Below are 21,256 nucleotides of genomic sequence, written 5' to 3'. Positions count from 1 at the left end.
TTTAACCATGGCTGAACGTCTGAGTAACGACTTCCAGTTCATCGATGTCGGGCGCAAAGATCCGAAGAAGAAACTGTTACGTCAACGCAAGAAAGAGTTCGTGGAAATCTACGAGCCTTTTAAACCCCAGCAGTCGGCCGAACAGGCCCACCGCTGCCTGGGCTGCGGCAACCCGTACTGTGAATGGAAATGCCCTGTGCATAACTTCATTCCCAACTGGCTCAAGCTGGTGGCCGAGGGCAATATCCTCGCCGCCGCCGAGTTGTCGCACCAGACCAACACCCTGCCCGAAGTGTGCGGGCGGGTGTGCCCGCAAGACCGTCTGTGCGAGGGCGCCTGCACCCTCAACGACGGTTTTGGCGCGGTGACCATTGGTTCGGTGGAGAAATACATCACCGATACGGCATTCGCCATGGGCTGGCGCCCGGACATGTCCAAGGTCGTGCCCACCGGCAAGCGTGTCGCCATTATCGGTGCCGGGCCTGCAGGCCTGGGCTGTGCCGACGTGCTGGTGCGTGGCGGAGTGACCCCGGTGGTGTTCGACAAGAACCCGGAAATCGGTGGTCTGCTGACCTTCGGCATCCCCGAGTTCAAGCTGGAAAAAACCGTACTGAGCCATCGCCGCGAAGTGTTTACCGGTATGGGTATCGAGTTCCGCCTCAATACCGAAATCGGCAAGGACATCAGCATGGAGCAGTTGCTGGCCGAGTACGACGCCGTGTTTATGGGCATGGGCACTTACACCTATATGAAAGGTGGTTTTGCCGGTGAAGACCTGCCGGGCGTGCACGATGCGCTGGACTTCCTGATTGCCAACGTCAACCGCAACCTGGGCTTTGAAAAGTCGCCGGAAGATTTCGTCGACATGAAAGGCAAAAAGATTGTGGTGCTCGGTGGCGGCGATACGGCCATGGACTGCAACCGGACTTCGATTCGCCAGGGCGCCAAATCAGTAACCTGTGCCTATCGTCGTGACGAAGCCAACATGCCGGGCTCGCGCAAAGAGGTGAAGAACGCCAAGGAAGAAGGCGTTAAGTTCCTCTACAACCGTCAGCCGATCGCCATTGTCGGTGAAGGAAAAGTGGAAGGCGTGAAGGTGGTCGAGACCCGTCTCGGCGAGCCGGATGCCCGTGGCCGTCGTAGCCCGGAGCCGATCCCGGGTTCTGAAGAGATCATTCCGGCAGACGCCGTGATTATCGCCTTTGGTTTCCGTCCGAGCCCGGCCTCGTGGTTCGAGCAGTTCGAGATCCAGACCGACAGCCAGGGCCGCGTGATTGCGCCAGAGCAGTCGCAGTTCAAGCATCAGACCAGCCATCCGAAGATTTTTGCCGGTGGTGACATGGTGCGTGGTTCCGACCTGGTAGTGACCGCGATCTTCGAAGGCCGTACTGCGGCTGAAGGGATCATGGATTACCTGGGCGTGTAACCCGATTCCCTGTGGGGGCGGGCTTGCCCGCGATGGGATCAACTCGGTCTGCTGATCAATCGAGTTGTCTGTATCGCGAGCAAGCCGGCTCCCACAGTTGTTTCGCGGTGTTGCCAAATAGCACGTTCCACCGCGGCAAATCGACCCGATAGATAAAAGGCACGGCACTTGCCGTGCCTTTTGCGTCCGTCTCTGAGAAAATGCCCCCACTTTTTTTCCGGATGCTGACATGACTGTTCTCAAGAATGACCGTTTCCTTCGCGCTTTGCTCAAGCAACCTGTAGACGTAACGCCTGTCTGGATGATGCGTCAGGCCGGTCGCTACCTGCCGGAGTACCGCGCCAGCCGCGCCAAGGCCGGCGATTTCATGAGCTTGTGCAAGAACGCCGAATTCGCCTGTGAAGTCACCATGCAGCCTCTGGACCGCTTCCCGCAGCTGGATGCGGCCATCCTGTTTTCTGACATCCTGACCATCCCCGATGCCATGGGCCAAGGCCTGTACTTTGAAACGGGTGAAGGCCCGCGCTTCAAAAAGGTTGTCAGCACCCTGGCCGACATCGAAGCGCTGCCCATCCCGGATCCGCAAAAAGACCTCGGCTACGTGATGAACGCCGTCAGCACCATTCGCAAAGAGCTCAATGGCCGTGTGCCATTGATTGGCTTCTCCGGCAGCCCGTGGACGCTGGCCACTTATATGGTTGAAGGCGGCTCCTCCAAGGACTTCCGTAAAACCAAGGCCATGCTCTACGACACCCCGCAAGCCATGCACTTGCTGCTCGACAAGCTGGCGCAGTCGGTCACGTCTTACCTCAACGGCCAGATCCTGGCGGGCGCGCAGGCGGTGCAGATCTTCGACACCTGGGGCGGTAACCTGTCGGCTGCGGCCTATCAGGAGTTCTCCCTGGCCTATATGCGCAAAATCGTCAGCGGCCTGATCCGCGAACACGAAGGTCGCAAGGTGCCGGTCATTCTGTTCACCAAAAACGGTGGCCTGTGGCTGGAAAGCATCGCCGATGCTGGTGCCGATGCACTGGGCCTGGACTGGACCTGTGACCTGGGCGAAGCCCGCCGTCGTGTCGGCAACAAGGTTGCCCTGCAAGGCAACATGGACCCGACCGTGCTGTACGCCAACCCGGAGGCCATCCGCACCGAAGTCAAGCGCATCCTGGCCAGCTACGGCAACGGCTCGGGCCATGTGTTCAACCTGGGCCATGGTATTACCCCGGAAGTAAAACCCGAGCACGCCGGTGCGTTTATCAGTGCGGTGCATGAGTTCTCCGGTCAATATCACCAGTAAGCTCCAGCAGATTAAAAAATGCCCCGACATGTCGGGGCATTTTCATTTATTGCGTAGTCATCGCTATGACTGCTGACACTAAGTGTAGAGAAGTTAGAGACAAAACCTACAGATTAAAGAGGGCTGGACTTACATTAATAATTGTTCATGCCAGTGAAAATTAGCCTTCGCCTTTGTATAAATAAGGTTGGTGTTATAAAAGGCTGATTAGTGTTATCGGGCTTGCATTCTGCGCACAACGTTCTGTTATTCAGGGTAAGGTTGTTTTTGGGTTTTTTAATAATAAATGTACCAGGGTGAGTTCTTGGTTGTTGCACTTTCAAGCGCTCGCAGTTTGAGGGTGTATTAGTGATAACCGCCCTACATTCGGACTGCTGCTTGCAATACGCTCCGTAGACCACTCATTGTGATCCGGGTGTGGCTCTTGCTGGAAAGTTACCTTGGTCTAGAAACAAGTCGCAATGATAGCTCCTGACTGTTTAAGTAAGGGGGCGCCGGGTTTTGGAGTGAAGTTGTTCGGTACTGTTTAGCTTAAGCCTGTTTTTTAGAGGGGGATTTGCGTGTTGATGTGTGTGCAGGTTGATAGTTATCCACTTGCCATCTGACGCAGCGGTGTTTTTTATCAGGGTAGAGCAATTCAGTCATGAGACAGTCATGAACAGTTCGATTCAAGTACTCAAACACTGCTTTTCATCTGTATGGGCGTCGCTGGCATTGATCTTGGTCTATGGCAGTTATTTGGTGTGGCAAGAACAAGGGTATCGCCACTCTATCCATATGCAATCGGAACTCGCACCCTTGAATGTTTCAGATCCTCCGGCTCCCGGGCTTTTCAAGCCTGAAGCGATCGCCACGTTATTCGGGCTTGTCACTCAAGACCGTCGGGTACCGAGTGCTGAGCCATTGCAGTTGCGTGCGAGCTTTGTTGCGAGCCAGGGCTCCTCTCAAGCCTTGTTGGCCGATGCACAGTCGGCACGTTTCTACTCGGAAGGTGAGCCTTTGCCGGGTGGCAGTGTCCTGCGCCGTATCGAGATGGACCATGTGGTGCTATGGCGCAATGGGCGTGAAGAGTACCTGACCCTTAAACCGCCAAACCAGTATGTATTGCCCTTATCCACTGCTCCAGCTACGACCTCGCAGGAGACCACTTTTTACCTGCGGCCATCGACCGGGAAACTTTAGAAAATGCCCATGACCAAGCCCGGTGCCTTCGTTTTCGGCCCTCTTTTTACCTGTTGTGTGCTGTGCGCAGGGTTGCTGTTGCAATCTCCGGCGTGGGCCCAGAAGCAGTACTGGAAACTGGCGATGAAAGAGGCCGAACTGCGCGACGTCGTGCAGGAAATATCATCGATACTCGGCGCCACCGTGGTTCTTGATCCCAGGGTTCAGGGCCGGGTCACGGTTATTTCCGAAAAAGAGCTGGACCGCGAAGGCGTACGTCGCTTGTTTTACTCTGTGCTCGATGCCCACGGCTTCTCGGTGATTGACCAAGGTGATCGTTTACTGATCATCCCTGCCGCCGAGGCAAAAGCACGGGCTGGCAGCGCTGATGCGAAAGCGGTTGAGGCAGAGGCCTTTGTCACACGGGTCATCGAACTGAATGGCAGCGTCGCGGCCGATCTGGCTGGCCTGTTGCGACCACTGGTGTCTAGCAGTGGTTACGTCGGGCCTTCTGCTTCGGCCAACGCGCTGATCATTACCGACACTGCAGCCAATACGCAGCGCCTTGTCGAAATGGTTCGCCAGCTGGATTCAGGTGCGCGTTCCGGCCATTCGGTGGTTGTGCTCAAACATGGTCTGGCCAGCGACATTGCCAGGATCATGGAGCAAGCGCTGGACAAAAAGGATGCGGGTTCGAACAGTCGAGTGATCGCCGACACATCGACCAATCGCGTGGTAATCATTGGCAACGAAACAGCTCGCAAGCGCTTGAGTGCACTGGCCCGCTCTCTCGATGCTCCGGGCAGCATCAAGCAGGAAAACTCACGGGTGCTGCGTCTTCGCTATGGCGATGCCAAGCAATTGGCCGCAGTACTGGAATCAGTAAGCCCGGGTTTGAAAAAGGACATGGCCCTGGAGAGCAGTACCCAGAAAGCATCAACCCGCGAAGTGATGGTAGCGGCAGATGAAAGCCAGAACGCACTGGTGATCATGGCTGAGCCTGCGCAGGTTCGTACCCTGGAAAATATCGTGCGCGAACTGGATCAGCCGCGCTCACAAGTGTTGATCCATGCCGCTATTGTTGAAGTTTCCGGGGATATTGCGAAAACCCTCGGCGTGCAATGGGGTGTCAACGCAGGCAGAGGCAGAGGCGGTATTACCTTCCCGGGCACCGGAATTCAAATTGGTGCGTTGTCCCAAAGTAATATCAAACTCCCAGAAGGTGCCGTGCTGCAGGTTGGCAACGACCGTTTCAACGTCCTGGTTTCAGCGTTGGCCAGCGATACCAACAACAATGTGTTGTCCACGCCGAGCCTTCTGACCCTGGACAATCAGGAAGCCGAGATCCTGGTGGGCCAAAACGTGCCGCTCAAAACTGGCTCCTATACAGGCTCTGGTGAAAACGCCAAAAACCCCTTTACCACTGTGACGCGTCAGGACATCGGCATCAGCCTAAAGGTCAAGCCGCATATCAATGAAGGCAGCTTGATGCGTCTGGAAGTTGCACAGGAAAACTCCGAGATAGCCCCTTCACTGCAGGGTGTCGAGTCAACCGATCTGATTACCAATAAACGCGCCTTGAAAAGCACCATCCTGGCCGAAGACGGGGAAATCATCGTGATTGGCGGGCTGATCAAGGACAGCGTTCGAACCCAGGTCAGTGGCGTTCCTTTACTTAAAGACATTCCGTACCTGGGCGCCCTGTTTCGCTGGAACAAAGACACCCGTACCAAAACCAACCTGATGGTTTTTTTGCGTCCGACCATTGTGCGCAGCAAGAATGATCTGCGTGAAATCAGCGAAAGCCGTTACAACGCTTTGCGCAAGCTCGATGAGAGCGGTCCCAAGGGCAAAAGCTCGCGGTTGTTGCCCGACAATGCACATCAAATGTTCGATACCCCTACGCAAGATAACCGTCGCCCACCTGAAGCAGGTCGACCATGACATCGCCAGGTGAGCGTTTGCCTTTCGGCTTTGCCCGGCGTTTCGGGGTGCTGCTGGACACCTCATCCACGCCTGCCACCCTGTTGCTTCGTGCCGACACACCATTGACCGCGCTGGCCGAAGCACAGCGCTGGGCAACGGCTGAATTAAAGGTCAGCACACTCACCGATGCACAATTCAGCGAGCGGCTGGCCAGCACCTATAGCGCTGGCCAAAGCGCGGCCGAGCAAGTAGCCCAAGGGCTGGACGACGAACTCGACCTGATGAGCCTGGCCGAGCAAGTACCGCAAACCGCAGATCTGCTGGAGCAGGAGGGCGATGCCCCGATCATTCGCCTGATCAATGCCCTGCTGCGAGAAGCCATGCGTGAGAAGGCTTCGGACGTACACCTCGAAACCTTTGAGCACTACCTGTCCGTGCGCATGCGCATTGATGGCCAACTGCGTGAAGTGCTCAGGCCCAAACGCGAACTGGCCAGTCTGCTGGTATCACGGATCAAGGTGATGGCGCGCCTGGATATTGCCGAGAAACGCGTGCCCCAGGATGGCCGCATCAGTTTGCGTCTGGCCGGGCATGAAGTCGATGTGCGAGTTTCTACCCTGCCTTCTGCACACGGTGAGCGGGTAGTCATGCGTCTGCTGGATAAACAGGCCGGGCGCCTGGATCTCCAGTGCCTGGGCATGCCCGCCGAGACCCTGAGTCGGTTTCAACACATTCTTGCGCGCCCCCATGGGATCTTTCTGGTCACGGGCCCGACCGGCTCGGGCAAAACCACTAGCCTGTATGCTGCGCTTAGCCATTTGAATCACCAGAGCCGTAATATTCTGACTGTCGAAGATCCGGTGGAATATCACCTTCCCGGCATCGGCCAGACCCCGGTCAACACCAAGGCTGACATGACGTTTGCCCGAGGTCTGCGGGCGATTCTGCGTCAGGACCCCGACGTGGTCATGGTCGGTGAGATCCGTGACCATGAAACCGCCGAAATCGCCGTACAAGCTTCGTTGACCGGGCATTTGGTGCTGTCGACCCTGCACACCAACAGCGCCATTGGCGCCGTCACCCGGTTGGTAGACATGGGGGTGGATGCCTATCTGTTGTCGTCTTCTCTGGTGGGCATATTGGCCCAGCGGCTGCTGCGCACGCTGTGTGTGGACTGCAAAACCCCGTACGCCGCCGACCCGGTCGCCAGGGCACGGCTTGGCCTTGACCCTGAGGCCAGGCCGATCCTGTTCCGGGCTCGGGGCTGCACACACTGCCGGCAAGGTTATCGCGGTCGTACCGGTATCTACGAACTGGTCAGTATCACCCCGGCCCTGGCCGGGATGATTCATCAGGGCGCCAGCGAGCCGGAACTGATCCGCGAAGCGCGAAAGTTATCCTGCGGGCTGTTTCAAGATGGCCAACGGCGGGTGCTTGACGGTCAGACCAGCCTCGACGAACTGCTGCGTGTCACTCAGGAGGACTGAGCATGCCTGCTTTTGAGTATCGCGCGCAGGACGCCAACGGGCGCAATTGCCGGGGGCTTCAAGAGGCTGACAGTGCCCGCCATGCTCGCCAGCTTTTACGTGAGCGGGGCCTGCGCCTGAGCCATCTGGGTGAGGCCAGAAAAAATCGGCAGAAGGACAGCCATGCGCAGTCCGGCACCCGTCTGGGGGGCACGGATCTGGCGCTGCTCACCCGTCAATTAGCCACTCTGATCCATGCCGGCCTGCCCCTCGAAGAAGCCTTGAGCGCCGTCACGGCTCAAAGTGAAAAGCGTCGGGTTAGCCATTTACTGGCGGCTGTGCGCAGCCGGGTGCTGGAAGGTCATGCCTTGGACACCACGTTGGCGGTGTTCCCCCGCGCTTTCCCCGAACTGTTCCGGGCCACGGTCGCTGCAGGCGAGCGCAGCGGGCACCTGGGGCTCGTCCTGGAGCAATTGGCCGACTACACCGAAGCCCGTCAGGCCTCGCGCCAGAAAATCCAGCTGGCGTTGGTCTATCCCCTGATCTTGCTGGTTGCTTCGTTCTCGATTGTCGGTTTCCTGCTCGGCTACGTTGTACCCGACGTGGTCAAGATCTTCATCAACAGTGGCCAGCCATTACCTGTTTTGACACAAGCCATGATCGCCATCAGCAATGGTCTGCGCAGTTATGGCGCGTTGCTTTTTATCGTGCTGCTGGTTGCCTGCGGCGCGACCCGTTGGGCACTGCGTCAGCCGCGGCTGAAGCTGCGCTGGCATGTGCTGTTGCTCAACCTTGTGCTGGTGGGCGGGGTGCTGAGGGCAATGGAAGCAGCACGGTTCGCCAGCACCCTGGCGATACTGGGCAAAAGTGCCGTACCACTGGTGGATGCCCTGGAAATTTCGGCCACGGTCATCAGTAACCTGGCCATACGCCAACGCATGCTCGACGTTGCCCGCTCAGTCCGCGAAGGCGGCACTCTGGCTCGAGGGCTGGAGCGCAGTGGTGATATCCCGCCCATGATGCTGCATCTGATTGCCAGTGGCGAACGTGCCGGCGAGCTGGACAGCATGCTGGCGCGGGCCGCCGAGCAACAGGAAAAAAACCTCGCCGCCCGTATCGCCCTGGTAGTGAGCCTGTTTGAACCGATCATGCTGGTGCTGATGGGTGGCGTGGTGCTGCTGATCGTCATGGCCATTCTCTTGCCGATTCTTGGCCTCAATCAACTGGTGAATTGACCTATGAACAGTGCTTCAAAACCCAAGCAACGGGGCTTCACCCTGATTGAAATCATGGTTGTGGTAGTCATCATTGGTGTGCTCGGTGCCATTGTCGTGCCTCAGTTTATGAACCGCCCGGATCAGGCCAAGGTGACCGCTGCGCGCACTGATATTCAGGCCATTGCCACAGCCCTTGAAATGTATCGCCTCGACACCTTCAGCTACCCCTCGACCCAGCAGGGCCTTGAGGCTTTGAGCAAGCACCCGGCCGGCAGCCCGGTGGTAAAAAACTGGAACCCGCAGGGGTACCTCAAGCGGCTGCCACTGGATCCGTGGGGCACGCCTTATCAATACCTCAGCCCGGGTACCCGTTCGACAGATTACGATCTGTTTTCCTTGGGTTCAGACGGCGTACCCGGCGGTGAAGGGAGCGCGGCAGACATCGGCAACTGGAGCTACTGAGCCATGCGCAGGCGGGCGTCGGGCTTTGCCCTGATCGAGTTGCTGGTGGTCATTGTGCTGGTGGGTGTGCTCGCTTCAATGGTGCGTATCAGCCTGGGTGACAACAACAGCCGCAACGCTCGACAGGAAGCCGATGTCCTGTTGGGCGTTATGCACGGTTTACGCGAGAAAGCGGTTCTGGATGGCCGGGAATATGGCCTGCGGCTTGAGCCCGGGGCCTATCAGGTGATGCGCTTTGAACGTGATGCCTGGAAGCCGGCTGATGCCCGGGTGAAGTTGCCTTACGGACTGGCCCTTGCCCTGACTGTGGAGGGGCGCTCGCAGCCCCTTATACCTATGGCAGAAGCACCGCAGTTAATGTGGTTGAGCAGCGATGAAAACACCGCTTTCAGTCTGCACGTCGACAGTCCGCCCCGGCGCTGGCGAAGTATCGTCAGCGACGGCCTTGGCGACGCGCTGGTTGTTGTGGCGCAGGCATCCCATGAAGGCTGATAAAGGTTTCACCCTGCTGGAAGTCATGATTGCGCTCGCCATCTTTGCCATCCTGGCGGCGACGGTCATGTCTGCCTGCCAGTATGTGCTGGGCCAGAGTGCGAGGGTCGAGGCAAGGTTGTTGGGCGCATGGCTGGCGGACAACCACCTCAATGAAATGCAGCTGCAAACTGCTCCTCCGGCCTTGGGGCTACAAACCCTCAATGTGACCTATGCCCGGCGTGACTGGCGCCTGAGTCGACGCATCACGGCCGAGCCCGGTACAGGCCTGCTGCGGGTAGAGTTGAGTGTCAGCCCGGCGGGCAGCGAGCATGCGGTACAGTCTGTGACCCACTGGCTGGCGTTCAGCCATGAATAAGCCCCAGGCCGGCTTTACCCTGCTCGAACTGGTGATTGCCATTGCCATTTTCGCCTTGCTGGGCCTTGGCTGCTGGCGACTCTTTGACGCAGTTGTACGTGTCGAGCGCAGCAGCACGGCACAACAGCAGGCCCTGCGCAGCTTGCAGAGGGCGGTGGCGATGATCGAACGCGATGTTTTGCAGGCCCAGAGTTCAGCCCAAAGCCCGGGTGTCGTGCTGTACCCCGATAAACTCGAAGTGCGCCGCGTCAACTGGCGCAACCCGTTGGGCCTGCCGCGCAGTGAAGTGCAGGATGTCAGTTACCAGCTCAAGGATGGTGTGCTCTGGCGCTTTAGCCGCGGGCTGGAGGAGGGCGCGCAACTGCAACAACAAAAACTGCTTGGCGATGTGCGCGAGGTGCGCTGGCGGTTGTTCAATCGCAAGACGGGTTGGCACAGTGCAGGTGCTTCTGCCCCCAAAACTGCGCAGCACGCCCTGGAGTTAAACCTGTCGGTGGGTCGCTTCGACGGTGTACGCCGTGTGCTGTTATTGACGGGGGGCACGTGATGCGCCGCAACCAGCGAGGGATCGCCCTGATCACCGTGTTGCTGGTGATGAGCCTGGCGTTGTTGATCACCGCCGGCATGTTGCGCAGCCATCGTCTGGCCCTGAACAGCAGTGCCCAGCAGATCCACCAGTTGCAACTGCGCACCCTGGCATTTGCGGGCGAGACCTGGGCCCGTGAACACTTGCGTACCCTGATCCGCGACCCCATGGTCGCCGTTGCTTCTGGCCAGGCCTGGGCCAGCAGCCAGCCACAGTTGCGCATCGACGATGGACAAATCGACGTGGTAATTGAAGACCTCGCCGGGCGATTCAACATCAGCCCCTTATTGGCCAAAGGTCCCGCCAGCGATGTGATGGAGCAACGCTGGATGCGCCTGCAAACCCTGCTTGAATTGACCCCGCTGGATGCCAGCGTACTGCAGGGCCAGAGTTTGAGTGATATCAGCCAGTTGCGTGTGCTGCCCGGTGTCGACAGCCAGTGGTACATGCGTATGCAGCCGTGGATCGTGCTGTTGGGCAAGGATGCCGTACTGAACATAAACACTGCGCCTGCCACTCTCCTTGCGACGCTGGAAGGCGTGACGCCTGAGCTGGCGCGCGCGCTGGTAACTACCCGGCCGCTGCAAGGCTATGCCAGTGTTCAGGATTTCACGTTCACCCCGGCGCTGATCGGGTTGGGTGTTCAGGCTGCGGGTCTGGGCATCAGCAGTCGCTGGTTTCGGATCACCACCGATGTGCGCCTTGGGCAAAGTCGCTTGCGGCTTGAAAGCGATGTGGTCCGCGATCCTCATACCGGCGAATGGCACTTGTTGCAGCGACGCCTTTTAGCTCCCCGACACCGCGAGCCCTTTGTATGAACAGCTGGCTTTACCTCACCGCCAAGGGTTTTGCCCACAGTGTCGAGATTGATTATGACAACGCCCCTGTATTCGTCTGGCACGATGCTCAGTCGCCGACAGAAACCTCATTGAGCGAAGCTGCAGCCGGGCTGAAAGGCCGGAACGTCGCACTGGTCCTGCCCATGGAAATGTGCAGCTGGGTGCTGACCGAACCCTGGCCGGGCAAGCGTAGGCCCACCGCACAGGCCCTGGCTTTTGCCGTCGAAGATCAACTGGCCGATGATCTGGACGAACTGCACTTCGCCGTCGGGCCGGTGGATACGCAGCAGCGTTATCCCTTGCTGATCACTCACAAACAGCGATTTAGAACCTTGCTGTGCCAGCTCCATGAGCGCGGTTTGACTATCGTCAGCGCGCAGGTGGATGCGGATCTGTTGCCACGCGATCAAGCATGTATGCAATGGTGGTGTGGGCGCTGGTTGGTTGGCGGGACGCTTGAATTCCGGCTGGCCGTCTCCCTGGTGGGGCTGGAGTTGGTTAAATCCGGTTTGCCCACCGCATTGACGGCGCGAAAAATTGACTGGGACGCACTCCCGGAAGATGCAATCAACTTGCTCCAAGGTGAGTTTCGGCGTCAGGTGCGGGGTTGGCCGTGGCGGCGACTCAGGGTAATGGCACTGCTGATGTTCACGCTGGCCTTGGGGTTTACCCACCTGCGCAGCAGTTTTCTGGAGGGGGAAGCGGCGCGGATTTATGTCATGAGCGAGGAGCGGTTCAAAACCCTGTACCCGGCGCAAACCCGTATTGTGGACCTGTCCGCACAACTCAAGGCAATGCAGCAGCGCGCCACGGGTGCACAAGGAGGGCATATGGCACGGTTGCTTCAACTGACCGAGCAGGTGATTGGCGCCAGCAGTGTCGAAGTGCAGCATATGGAGTGGCGGGCAAGCATCGGTTGGGTATTGAACCTCACGGTCGGCAGCTTTGCCCAGCTTGAGCAATTACGCGAGCGAGGCGTGCAAAGCGCACTGCCGATTACGCTGGGCAATGCGAGCCAGCAGGGCAGTCGGGTGCAGGCCATGCTGACCCTCAGGGATGAATCATGAAGACGTTTGTGCGTGAGCGCTGGTTGCACCTGCCGCCTCGAGACCGCCAGTTGTGCGGTGTGCTGGCGGTATTTTTACTGATTGTGTTCAGCGTCTACGGGCTGTGGTTACCGGCTCAACAACGTCTGGATGCGGCCCGGGCGCTGTACCTCAAGCAGCTGGCACTCGAAGTTGAAGTCCGGCAGGCACGCCCCGGATCCATTGCCAGGGGTGCTGAACAGCCCTTGGTCTCGCGTTTGAGCGACAGTGCCGCAGACTCCGGGTTGAGCGTTGAGCAGTTTGAAATGGATGGCGGTGTTGTACGCATCTCCCTGAACGGGGATGCGGTTGCGGTGCTGGGCTGGCTCAATCGTATTGAACTGGAAGGTGCAGGCTTCGAAAGCCTGAGTCTGGAAAAACGTGGTACCAGCCTCCAGGCACGGCTACAGATCAACAACCCGAATTGAGGTAGTGCCTGTAGCCGCAGGTGCAGGGAGTTACGTGTTCTTTGCGTTTCCCGGCAGCACTGGCAGCCGGGCCAGATGCAGCGCTACCAGCAGGGCAACCACCAGCATGCTGGAGATAAACAAGCCGATGCCGTTCCAGCCCGCCAGATGCCAGAACACACCACCCAGGGTGCCAGCTACGCTCGACCCGGCGTAGTAACTGAACAGGTACAGCGACGACGCCTGCCCCTTGGCCTTGCTTGCCCGGCGGCCGATCCAGCTGCTGGCCACCGAATGCGCGCCGAAGAAGCCGAAGGTGAACATCAGCATGCCGATAATCACAAACGCAATGGGCGTGAGCAGGGTCAGCGCGATCCCGGCCAGCATCAGCACAATCACCGCCCACAGTACGCGACGACGGCCCAGTTTGTCGGCCAGTGCGCCAATCTGTGCCGAGCTGTAGATACCCGACAGATAGACGATCGACAGCAAGCCTACCAGCGCCTGATTCATATTGTACGGCTCGGCCAGCAGGCGGTAGCCGATGTAGTTGAACAGGGTGACAAAACTCCCCATCAGCAGGAACGCTTCGAGAAACAGCCAGGGCAGCCCGGCATCGCGAAAATGCATGGTGAAACCGTCGAGCAGGCTGCGCGGATTCATCGAGCGCGGGCGGAAGTTGCGCGACTCGGGGAGGATTTTCACGAACACCACCGCGGCCACCAGCGCCAGCGCGCCAATCACCAACATCGCGGTGTGCCAACTGACAAAGTCGATCAATACACCGCTGATCAGACGACCGCTCATGCCGCCAATGGCGTTGCCACCAATATACAGGCCCATGGCCAGGCCGATGTGCTGCGGGTGGATTTCTTCACTCAGATAGGTCATGGCTACCGCAGCCAGCCCGCTAAGTGACAGCCCTACCAGCGCCCGTGTTATCAGTACACCTTCCCAGGTCGGCATCAGGGCACTGAGGAGGGTAAACAGCGCGGCACTAAACAACGCAAACACCATCACGGGCTTGCGCCCGAAGGCATCGGAAATGGGCCCGGTAATCAGCAGGCCAATGGCTAGCATCGCCGTGGCCACGGACAGAATCAGACTGCTTTGAGCGGCATTGATCCCGTACTCATGGGATAGCACCGGCATCATCGGCTGCACGCAATACAACAGGGCAAAGGTTGCGAACCCACCCGAGAACAGGGCCAGCACCGTGCGCATAAACATCGGCGTGCCTTTCTCGATAAATACATCATTCAGTTGGGTAACAACATCATCCAGCGCGGACGGCGGGATTTCGTGGGCCAGGGGTGCAGCGGCAGTTTTCACGGGGACCTCAAATTGGGGTAAAGCCGAACGGCAATGACAAAAGAATATAGGCGGCTAACGATTCTTTCCAATATATAATTCGACCTGTTTAATAGGTTTTACGACTTAATGGGGGTTGTATGGAACTGCGCCATTTGCGCTACTTCATTGCCGTGGCCGAAGAGCTTCACTTTGGTCGGGCGGCGCAGGTGCTGGGCATTTCCCAGCCACCGCTAAGCCAGCAAATTCAGGCGCTTGAGCAGGAATTGGGGGCACGGCTGTTCGAGCGAACCAATCGTCGGGTTGCCCTGAGCGAAGCCGGACGCTTGTTTCTTGAGGAGGCGCGGCGGGTGTTGGCCCAGGTCGACAAAGCCGCCGACGTGGCCCGGCGGGCGCAGTTGGGTGAGCTGGGTGAATTGAAAATTGGCTTTACCTCGTCGGCGCCGTTCAACTCCAGTATCCCCCAGGCCATTTTTGCCTTTCGCCAGGCGTTCCCGGCGGTGCATCTGGACCTCAAGGAAATGAGCAGCCGCGAGGTGGCCGAGGGGCTGGTGGATGAGTCCATCGAAGTCGGGATCATGCGGCCGCTGGCGTTGCCGGATTCGTTGCATGTTGTTGAACTGTTTCGCGAGCCGCTGGTGGCTGTGATTCGCGCCGATCACCCGCTGGCCGAAGGCAGCGAGGATGGTTTGCAACTGGCGGCATTGGCGGACGAACCCTTTGTATTCTTCCCGCGCAGCTATGGCAGCGGCTTGTACGCGCAATTGCTCAGCCTCGCGCGGGTGGCGGGGTTCAGCCCGCATATCTCCCAGGAGGCGGGGGAGGCCATGACCATTATCGGGCTGGTGTCGGCGGGGTTGGGGGTGTCGGTGCTGCCGGCGTCGTTCCAGCATATGCGTATCAAGGGTGTGGTTTATCGGCCGTTGCTGGATACCGATGCCAATACGGCGGTGTGGCTGGTGCAGCGCAAGGGTCACTCATCACCGATGGCGACCGCGTTTGCGCAGTTGCTGACGCGCAAGATGGTGCACCCCTCACCCTAGCCCTCTCCCGGAGGGAGAGGTTTGGGGTGAGGGCAGGGCTGATCAGCGAGCCAGCAACTTATCCACAGACGCTTTGATCTGATGGATCAGATGCACCACCGCCAGCGCCACATCGCGGTTCAGGCCTTGCAGGTTATCGGCCGACGCATAGGCCGTGGCGATGGCGCAGCGTAGCAGTTCATCGGTGTGTTCGAGGGTTTGTTCGTGATCGTGTGTAGTCATGGTGAGTCTCCATCTATACGAATTGGAAGCTGTCACCATTTGCTTGCACACAAAGAGGGTGGCAGCTGTACGCGGGTGTGCAAGACCGGTAGATAGGAGCAAAACCCGGCAGATCCGAAGACCTCCCACGTACAGCCGCCATAAAGCAGAGTTTCTGGCGGTGATACTCAAATCTCAATCGGACTTGCACGCCCGGTCAACCATGGGGGATGACGTACCGGAGGCTAGCGATCGAAAGAGACAGGCGCAAGACCCAAGGATTCTCTAGGAAGCGTCCTGCGAATGAAAGAGATATGACCCTCGGACGTCGCTGCCCGGTAAATGTTGGCGCGCAAGATTCCCTCTTGGCGAAAAATCTCTTAACAAATCGATGCCGGGAGGTGATCGCCTTTTGTGCACGTTTGTCGTTAGGTTATTAACCCCTGACATCGAGATTTGATCATGGCCCATAAAGGTTACGCAGTGCTCGCTGGCTTATGCTTGGCACTCAGCGGTTGTGGAACGACCAATACGGTATTGCGTGGTGATGAAGTAACGCGTCGTAATCTTAAAGAGTGGAAAACCTACTGTGATTCCGTGCCCCGGGTTTACAGTGGCGTGTCATACGGTCTGTGTATTCTGCACGGGCCATCCCCTACTGTTTCACAAGATATTGCAGCGTCTGCCTTGCTACCACTCAGGCTTCTGGATTTCGTGCCTTCCGCCATTGCTGACACGGTGGTGCTGCCCTACACGATTTATCGCCAAAGCACCGAAGGAAGTATCACTCTCGCCCGATAGTTGTAGCTTTGGGAGCGTGTATTACCGGGCCAGTCACTTATCCACAGACGTTTTAGCCTGATGGATCAGATGCACCATCGCCAGCGCTACATCGCGGTTCAGGCTTTGCAGGTTATGTCCTGCGAATGAAAGAGATATGGCCCGCAGGGGCTGCGGTTTGGCCGAGAATTGCGAAACGCGCAGTTATAAAACACGCTTGGAAACTTGAAAGTAATGCTGCGCAAAATCGCTTCTTTAAGCACGGGTCCAGTCAATGTCACTTCAATATCAACCGAAAGAAGGCAGCGTACTTATTTGTGATTTCAGAGGCTATGAAGTGCCGGAATGATCAAGGTCAGGGCCATCGTGGTTATTCGTAAACATCGGCTGTCCGCTGCGCTTTGAGCTTGTAAAAGAGCGGCCAGAAACGATAAGCGGGCGTCATGCTGGTTGCCTAAACGCTTAGCGCGAGTAATAGTCCATTCGTACCCGCAAGGGGCTTGTGAGACTCTGAGAATCCTGGGAAACCAGCCATTACAGAGCCGGACAGACACAGTGCTATGACAAGCCAGTCTGTTTGTGAATAAGGCGCCGAAAGGCGCCTTTGTCGTTTCTGATGGTTACAACGGTTTTACCCGCGCCGCTTCAGACAGCTGTTTGGCCGTGCGTTCGTTCTGATTGTCCTTGAGGTCGCGCACGATATCGCGATCCAGCAGGCGCACCCAGCGAATGTAATTCTTGTGAATCTTGCCGTCCTTGTAGTCCAGGCCGCTGCTGTCGCGGTACTGGATCCGGTAGTGATCGGCGCTGTACGGAATGTCGATTTCAGCGTGGTATTGCCCGCGCACGGTGATCTGCGCCTGCACCAGTTGCGGGGTGATTTTTTGCACTGTCCAGCCGCGCCCGACCAGGGCCTTGACGATGGCCTGTTGCATTTGCGCACGGTCGCTGTTGATCGAGGCATGTAATGTGCGGTCGGGGGTGAACACGGGTTTGCTGGTGCAGGACACGGTGGTCAGCAGGGCCAGGGCAATCAAGGTAATGCGCAGCAGGTAAGTCATTGCATGGGTTCCACAGGTATCAGGCCCAGCGACGGAAGATCAACGATGTGTTGACTCCGCCAAAGGCAAAGTTGTTGTTCATCACGTAGTCGTTGTGCATCACCCGGAACTCGTCACGCAGGTAATCCAGTTCGCCGCAGCGCGGGTCGACTTTATCGAGGTTAAGCGTGGGAACGTAGCGGTCGCGGTTCATCATTTCGATGCTGAACCAGGATTCCAGCGCCCCACAGGCGCCCAGGGTATGGCCAAAAAAGCTCTTCTGCGAACTGATGGGCATGTGTTTGCCGAACAGCTCGCTGGTGGCCAGTGTCTCGGCAATATCACCCTGTTCGGTGGCGGTGCCGTGGCCGTTTACATAGCCGATGGCATCCGCGCCAATACCGGCGTCTTCCAGTGCCAGTTCCATCGCCCGGCGCATGGTGCCGACTTCCGGGCGGGTGGTGTGCTGGCCGTCGGCATTGCTGCCAAAGCCGACGATTTCTGCGTGGATATGGGCGCCACGGGCCAGTGCGTGTTCCAGCTCTTCGAGTACCAGCATGCCGCTGCCTTCGCCGATCACCAGGCCGTCACGACCACTGTCGTAGGGGCGTGGGCTGGTGTGCGGGGCGTCGTTTTTCAGGCTGGTGGCGTACAGCGCGTCAAACACCATCGCTTCGGTGGGGCACAGTTCTTCGGCGCCGCCGGCGAGCATCAGCGGCAGGCGGCCGAACTTGATGGCCTCGTAGGCATAGCCGATCCCCTGGCTGCCGCTGGTGCAGGCACTGGAGGTCGGGATCAGGCGCCCGGTCAGGCCAAAGAAGATGCTGATATTGGCCGCTGTGGTGTGCGGCATCATCCGTACGTAGCTGTTGGCATTGAGGCCGTCTGCCACCGAGTTGAGCAGCATATTGCCGAACGCCATGATCTCGTCGGTGCTGCCGGTGGACGAGCCGCAGGCTACGCCCATGCGCCCGTCGCGAATGATCGGGTTGTCGAGCAGGCCGGCGTCCTGCAGGGCCTGCTCTGCAGCGCCGACGGCCAGCCGCGACACGCGGCCCATGCTGCGCAGTTGCTTGCGGGTCCAGTGGGCGGGCACCACAAAGTCATCAATGGGGCCGGCCAGTCGGGTGTTAAGTTCAGCGAACCGGTCCCACTCGTCCATGCGCCGGATACCGCTGCGCCCGACCACAAAGTTGGCTTCGATACTGGCCCAGTCACTGCCCAGCGAGGTGATACCGGCCATGCCGGTGACAACGACGCGTTTCATCAGCACAACCCTCCGTTGACGGCCAGCACCTGGCGGGTGATATAGCCCGCTTCGGCCGACATCAAAAAGTTGACCGCCCCTGCGACTTCTTCGGGGGTGCCCATGCGTTGGGCGGGGATCATTTTCATCAGTTCGTCTACCGGTACGTTTTCGTCAAGCATGGCGGTGTCGATCAGCCCCGGCGCGACGCAGTTGACGGTGATTTTGCGTTTGCCCAGCTCGATGGCCAGAGCCTTGGCGGCGCCGATCAAACCGGCCTTGGAAGCGCTGTAGTTGACCTGCCCGCGGTTGCCGATCAGGCCCGAGACCGAAGTAATGCAGACGATACGCCCGGCTGCGCGGCGGCGGATCATCGGCATCATCACCGGGTGCAGCACGTTGTAAAAGCCGTCGAGGTTGGTGCGCATCACCACGTCCCAATCGTCTTCGCTCAGCGCTGGAAAGGCGCCGTCGCGAGTCAGGCCGGCATTGAGCACTACGCCGTAGTAGGCGCCGTGGGTTTCAACGTCGGCTTCCAGAATGGCTTTGCATTGGGTGCGATCCGATACGTCGAATTGCAACACCCGGGCACTGCGACCCAAGGCGTGTACTTCGGCCATGACGGCATCGGCTTCGCTGCGGCCGCTACGGCAATGCAGGACCAGATCGAAGCCGGCTTGGGCCAGGCGCAAGGCGATGGCGCGGCCAATGCCACGGCTGGAACCTGTGACCAGAATGGACTCAGTCATGGCGGGTCTCCCGGGGTGTTTGAGCAAGGTAGGTGTCAGCCTGGGGCGGACGGAACACGTTCAGGCGGGCGCTGGCATGGATACCGGGGCCGGTGAGGTGACACTCGAATACGCCCATGCCGTTGTCGTCTTCCAGTGAGCGCAGGGCGTGGATATGCAGCGGGGCGCCGAGCGGGAAATGTTCGACGTTACATTCAAATTTACGTGTGCCCAACAAAAAGCCCAGCGCCACGGGGCGGCCCTGCAAGCGGGCGCGACAACCGGCGTAGGCCGCGACGCTTTGCGCCATCAATTCAATGCCTGTCCAGGCGGGCAGGCTACCGTCTTCGCGGTTGAACAGGCCGCCGGCTTTTACGATCAGGCGGGTTTCAATCTGCTCTTCATCAAACGCCAGGACCTGATCGATCAGGATCATGTCGCCAGCGTGGGGCAGCAGTTCGGCGAGTGGCCAGTCAATCATGGGGCCTCTCCGATAATCAGGCTGACGTTATTGCCGCCGAAGGCAAACGAATTGCTCATCAGGCAGCGCTGTGGGGCGGGTGCGAGGGTCTGGCCGGGGGTAACCCAGTTTAGCGCCGGCAGCGCCGGGTCGCCTTGGCCGTCCCAGACATGGGGCGCCAAAGCACCACCGTGGCTCAGGCTCAGCCAGCAGAAGGCAGCTTCCAGCGCGCCAGCCGCACCCAGGGTATGGCCGGTCATGGGTTTGGTCGACGAACACGGCACACCGTTGGCGAACACCTGCGACACGGCGTGGCTTTCCATCGCATCGTTGTGCTGGGTGGCGGTGCCATGCAGGTTCAGGTAACCGATCTGAGCGGGCTGTAAACCCGCGCGCCCCAAGGCTTTGTGCATGGCTTGTACGGCGCCGCGGCCGCTGGGCTCCGGGGCGGAAATATGGTGCGCGTCACTGCTGGCGCCTGCGCCGAGCAGAGCGATGGTGTGGCCGTTGGCGGGGTGCCTGCTCATCAAGAACAGCGCTGCCGCTTCGCCGATATTGATGCCTCGACGGTTGACCGAAAACGGGTTGCAGCGCTCATCCGCCACCGCCTCCAGCGCCGAAAAACCGTTGAGCGTCAATTTGCATAGCGTGTCGACACCGCCGCACAGCACTACGTCGCACAGGTTCATGTCCAGCAACCGCTGGGCGCTCATCAGCGCCCGGGCGCTGGAGGTACAGGCGGTGGAGATCACATAGGCCGGCCCGCTGATGTTCAGCCAGTCGGCCAGGAACGTGGCCGGTGCACTCAGCTCTTGTTGCTGATAGCTGTAATCAGCGGGGAACTGCTGATGCTGCAGGTAATGGGCAATGCCCTGACTGGCTTCATCAATGCCCGAGGTACTGGTGCCCAGCACGATGGCAATACGATCGCGGCCGAAGGTAGCGATTGCTTGCTCAATATCGCCCTGTATTTGCAATGCGGCTTCGAGCAACAGTCGGTTGTTGCGGCTGTTTTGCTGTTCGAGCCCAGCGGGGATCGCTGCCAGTTCGCCGCTTACCGCGCCGATGGTCGGCGAGCGTTCAGGCACCCAGCCGCTTTGCCGCTGCATGCCCGAGCAGTCACCGGCAAACAGTTTGCTCGCCACTTCGGCGGGGCCTCGGCCCAGAGAGCAGACAACGCCCAGTGCGTTGAGGTAAGCAGTCATGGGGCGGCCTCCAGCGGGCTGATTGTGTAATGCAGATCGCCCTTCATATCGATGCGAAATGCCTCGGGTTGCTGGTAGTGCACTTGCCAGCGCTGTTCAATAACTCGCAAGTCAGCCGCAGTTTTTGCTTGTGGATAATTGTCCGCCAGCTCAGTTGCCGGTGTCAGTGCAAACAATAGCGCGGCGAAGAGTTCGCGGGCCTCGGGGTTGGGCGGCAACAGACCGTCAGCCTGCCAGGTGCCGTCTTGCAGTAATTGGCGCGCCAGCGGAATACCCAGGGGGTCCATCAGCGACCAGCGTAGGGCAGGTCCTTGCTGCTGGATCACCAGCAACCAGTCTTGCCGTTGTTCGGCCTGTTCGCGCTGGATATGCAATTGCATGGGCAGGGCCAGGGTTGGCGTTTTCCTGGGCAGCGGCAAGCTGGTGCAGCTACTGAGCAGCATGCACATCACTAACCACACAAACATTATCCGTGTGGGAGCGGGCTTGCTCGCGATGCAGGCAACTCGGTTCATCTGAT

At 58.9% G+C, this 21,256-nt stretch carries 23 protein-coding genes; 15 read left to right on the top strand and 8 right to left on the bottom strand.

Annotation, left to right across the window (positions count from 1 at the left end; all coding sequences use genetic code 11):
* Nucleotides 1–7 precede the first annotated feature (7 nt).
* The 13 genes from PPTH39_RS18705 to gspM all read left to right on the top strand — a co-directional run bounded on the left by PPTH39_RS18705 (nucleotide 8) and on the right by gspM (nucleotide 12,743).
* A complete protein-coding gene (locus PPTH39_RS18705; RefSeq protein WP_095000853.1) occupies nucleotides 8–1,426 on the top strand; it encodes an FAD-dependent oxidoreductase in 1,419 nt (472 codons plus the stop codon).
* A 229-nt stretch (nucleotides 1,427–1,655) separates the two neighbouring features.
* Complete coding sequence (gene hemE / locus PPTH39_RS18700) at nucleotides 1,656–2,723, top strand: uroporphyrinogen decarboxylase (RefSeq protein ID WP_095000854.1); 1,068 nt, start codon at nucleotides 1,656–1,658, stop codon at nucleotides 2,721–2,723.
* 654 nt (nucleotides 2,724–3,377) lie between these two features.
* Nucleotides 3,378–3,905 (top strand): type II secretion system protein N, encoded by a 528-nt coding sequence (locus PPTH39_RS18695; protein WP_095000855.1) that lies wholly within the window; start codon nucleotides 3,378–3,380, stop codon nucleotides 3,903–3,905.
* Between the two features lie 9 nt (nucleotides 3,906–3,914).
* Nucleotides 3,915–5,828, top strand: a complete 1,914-nt coding sequence (gene gspD, locus PPTH39_RS18690) for a type II secretion system secretin GspD (RefSeq protein ID WP_095020163.1) — start codon at nucleotides 3,915–3,917, stop codon at nucleotides 5,826–5,828.
* Entirely contained in the window at nucleotides 5,825–7,297 is a 1,473-nt protein-coding gene (gene gspE, locus PPTH39_RS18685; RefSeq protein ID WP_095017722.1) for a type II secretion system ATPase GspE, read from the top strand. The genes gspD and gspE overlap by 4 nt, the downstream gene beginning before the upstream one ends.
* 2 nt (nucleotides 7,298–7,299) lie before the next feature.
* On the top strand, nucleotides 7,300–8,511 hold the full coding sequence (gene gspF, locus PPTH39_RS18680; protein WP_130872293.1) for a type II secretion system inner membrane protein GspF: 1,212 nt from the start codon (nucleotides 7,300–7,302) through the stop codon (nucleotides 8,509–8,511).
* Between the two features lie 3 nt (nucleotides 8,512–8,514).
* Nucleotides 8,515–8,955, top strand: coding sequence for a type II secretion system major pseudopilin GspG (gene gspG / locus PPTH39_RS18675; protein WP_095000859.1), 441 nt, complete (start codon nucleotides 8,515–8,517; stop codon nucleotides 8,953–8,955).
* A 3-nt stretch (nucleotides 8,956–8,958) separates the two neighbouring features.
* Entirely contained in the window at nucleotides 8,959–9,447 is a 489-nt protein-coding gene (gspH, locus tag PPTH39_RS18670) for a type II secretion system minor pseudopilin GspH (protein WP_130872292.1), read from the top strand.
* Nucleotides 9,437–9,805 (top strand): type II secretion system minor pseudopilin GspI, encoded by a 369-nt coding sequence (gspI, locus tag PPTH39_RS18665; protein WP_130872291.1) that lies wholly within the window; start codon nucleotides 9,437–9,439, stop codon nucleotides 9,803–9,805. Before gspH ends, gspI begins: the two co-directional genes overlap by 11 nt.
* Nucleotides 9,798–10,352, top strand: coding sequence for a type II secretion system protein GspJ (locus PPTH39_RS18660; protein WP_095017721.1), 555 nt, complete (start codon nucleotides 9,798–9,800; stop codon nucleotides 10,350–10,352). Before gspI ends, PPTH39_RS18660 begins: the two co-directional genes overlap by 8 nt.
* A complete protein-coding gene (locus PPTH39_RS18655) occupies nucleotides 10,352–11,209 on the top strand; it encodes a type II secretion system minor pseudopilin (RefSeq protein WP_095017720.1) in 858 nt (285 codons plus the stop codon). The genes PPTH39_RS18660 and PPTH39_RS18655 overlap by 1 nt, the downstream gene beginning before the upstream one ends.
* Entirely contained in the window at nucleotides 11,206–12,297 is a 1,092-nt protein-coding gene (gspL, locus tag PPTH39_RS18650; RefSeq protein WP_095017719.1) for a type II secretion system protein GspL, read from the top strand. The genes PPTH39_RS18655 and gspL overlap by 4 nt, the downstream gene beginning before the upstream one ends.
* Nucleotides 12,294–12,743, top strand: a complete 450-nt coding sequence (gspM, locus tag PPTH39_RS18645) for a type II secretion system protein GspM (protein WP_095031380.1) — start codon at nucleotides 12,294–12,296, stop codon at nucleotides 12,741–12,743. Before gspL ends, gspM begins: the two co-directional genes overlap by 4 nt.
* A 30-nt stretch (nucleotides 12,744–12,773) precedes the next feature.
* On the opposite strand, the gene PPTH39_RS18640 is transcribed toward gspM, so the two are convergent.
* Nucleotides 12,774–14,033 (bottom strand): MFS transporter, encoded by a 1,260-nt coding sequence (locus PPTH39_RS18640; protein ID WP_153328394.1) that lies wholly within the window; start codon nucleotides 14,031–14,033, stop codon nucleotides 12,774–12,776.
* Between the two features lie 140 nt (nucleotides 14,034–14,173).
* Here PPTH39_RS18640 and PPTH39_RS18635 point away from each other — a divergent pair, with 140 nt between their 5' ends.
* A complete protein-coding gene (locus PPTH39_RS18635; protein ID WP_095000866.1) occupies nucleotides 14,174–15,076 on the top strand; it encodes a LysR family transcriptional regulator in 903 nt (300 codons plus the stop codon).
* A gap of 42 nt (nucleotides 15,077–15,118) precedes the next feature.
* Here the strand turns inward: PPTH39_RS18635 and PPTH39_RS18630 are convergent, their stop codons facing one another.
* Nucleotides 15,119–15,298: a DUF6124 family protein gene (locus PPTH39_RS18630; protein ID WP_095017718.1), complete on the bottom strand. Its 180-nt coding sequence runs from the start codon at nucleotides 15,296–15,298 to the stop codon at nucleotides 15,119–15,121.
* Nucleotides 15,299–15,739: 441 nt separating this feature from the next.
* Here PPTH39_RS18630 and PPTH39_RS18625 point away from each other — a divergent pair, with 441 nt between their 5' ends.
* Nucleotides 15,740–16,078 (top strand): YceK/YidQ family lipoprotein, encoded by a 339-nt coding sequence (locus PPTH39_RS18625; protein WP_095000867.1) that lies wholly within the window; start codon nucleotides 15,740–15,742, stop codon nucleotides 16,076–16,078.
* Nucleotides 16,079–16,677: 599 nt separating this feature from the next.
* Here the strand turns inward: PPTH39_RS18625 and PPTH39_RS18620 are convergent.
* Genes PPTH39_RS18620 through PPTH39_RS18595 form a run of 6 tightly spaced genes read right to left on the bottom strand, consistent with a single transcriptional unit; the run spans nucleotide 16,678 to nucleotide 21,251 of the window.
* Complete coding sequence (locus PPTH39_RS18620) at nucleotides 16,678–17,118, bottom strand: hypothetical protein (RefSeq protein ID WP_095000868.1); 441 nt, start codon at nucleotides 17,116–17,118, stop codon at nucleotides 16,678–16,680.
* 19 nt (nucleotides 17,119–17,137) lie between these two features.
* Nucleotides 17,138–18,364 carry a beta-ketoacyl-ACP synthase gene (locus tag PPTH39_RS18615; protein ID WP_095000869.1) on the bottom strand — a complete coding sequence of 409 codons (1,227 nt, stop codon included), beginning with the start codon at nucleotides 18,362–18,364 and terminating at the stop codon, nucleotides 17,138–17,140.
* Nucleotides 18,364–19,092, bottom strand: a complete 729-nt coding sequence (gene fabG, locus PPTH39_RS18610) for a 3-oxoacyl-ACP reductase FabG (protein WP_095000870.1) — start codon at nucleotides 19,090–19,092, stop codon at nucleotides 18,364–18,366. Before fabG ends, PPTH39_RS18615 begins: the two co-directional genes overlap by 1 nt.
* Complete coding sequence (locus tag PPTH39_RS18605; RefSeq protein ID WP_095017717.1) at nucleotides 19,085–19,552, bottom strand: hotdog family protein; 468 nt, start codon at nucleotides 19,550–19,552, stop codon at nucleotides 19,085–19,087. The genes fabG and PPTH39_RS18605 overlap by 8 nt, the downstream gene beginning before the upstream one ends.
* Nucleotides 19,549–20,736 (bottom strand): beta-ketoacyl-[acyl-carrier-protein] synthase family protein, encoded by a 1,188-nt coding sequence (locus PPTH39_RS18600; protein ID WP_095000872.1) that lies wholly within the window; start codon nucleotides 20,734–20,736, stop codon nucleotides 19,549–19,551. The genes PPTH39_RS18605 and PPTH39_RS18600 overlap by 4 nt, the downstream gene beginning before the upstream one ends.
* Nucleotides 20,733–21,251: a DUF3261 domain-containing protein gene (locus PPTH39_RS18595; RefSeq protein ID WP_165446537.1), complete on the bottom strand. Its 519-nt coding sequence runs from the start codon at nucleotides 21,249–21,251 to the stop codon at nucleotides 20,733–20,735. The genes PPTH39_RS18600 and PPTH39_RS18595 overlap by 4 nt, the downstream gene beginning before the upstream one ends.
* Between the last annotated feature and the right edge of the window lie 5 nt (nucleotides 21,252–21,256).

The organism is Pseudomonas bubulae (assembly GCF_900618535.1).
Lineage (GTDB): Bacteria > Pseudomonadota > Gammaproteobacteria > Pseudomonadales > Pseudomonadaceae > Aquipseudomonas > Aquipseudomonas bubulae.
Note: the sequence above shows the minus strand (reverse complement) of the source record. Positions and strands in the feature narration are given on the sequence as shown.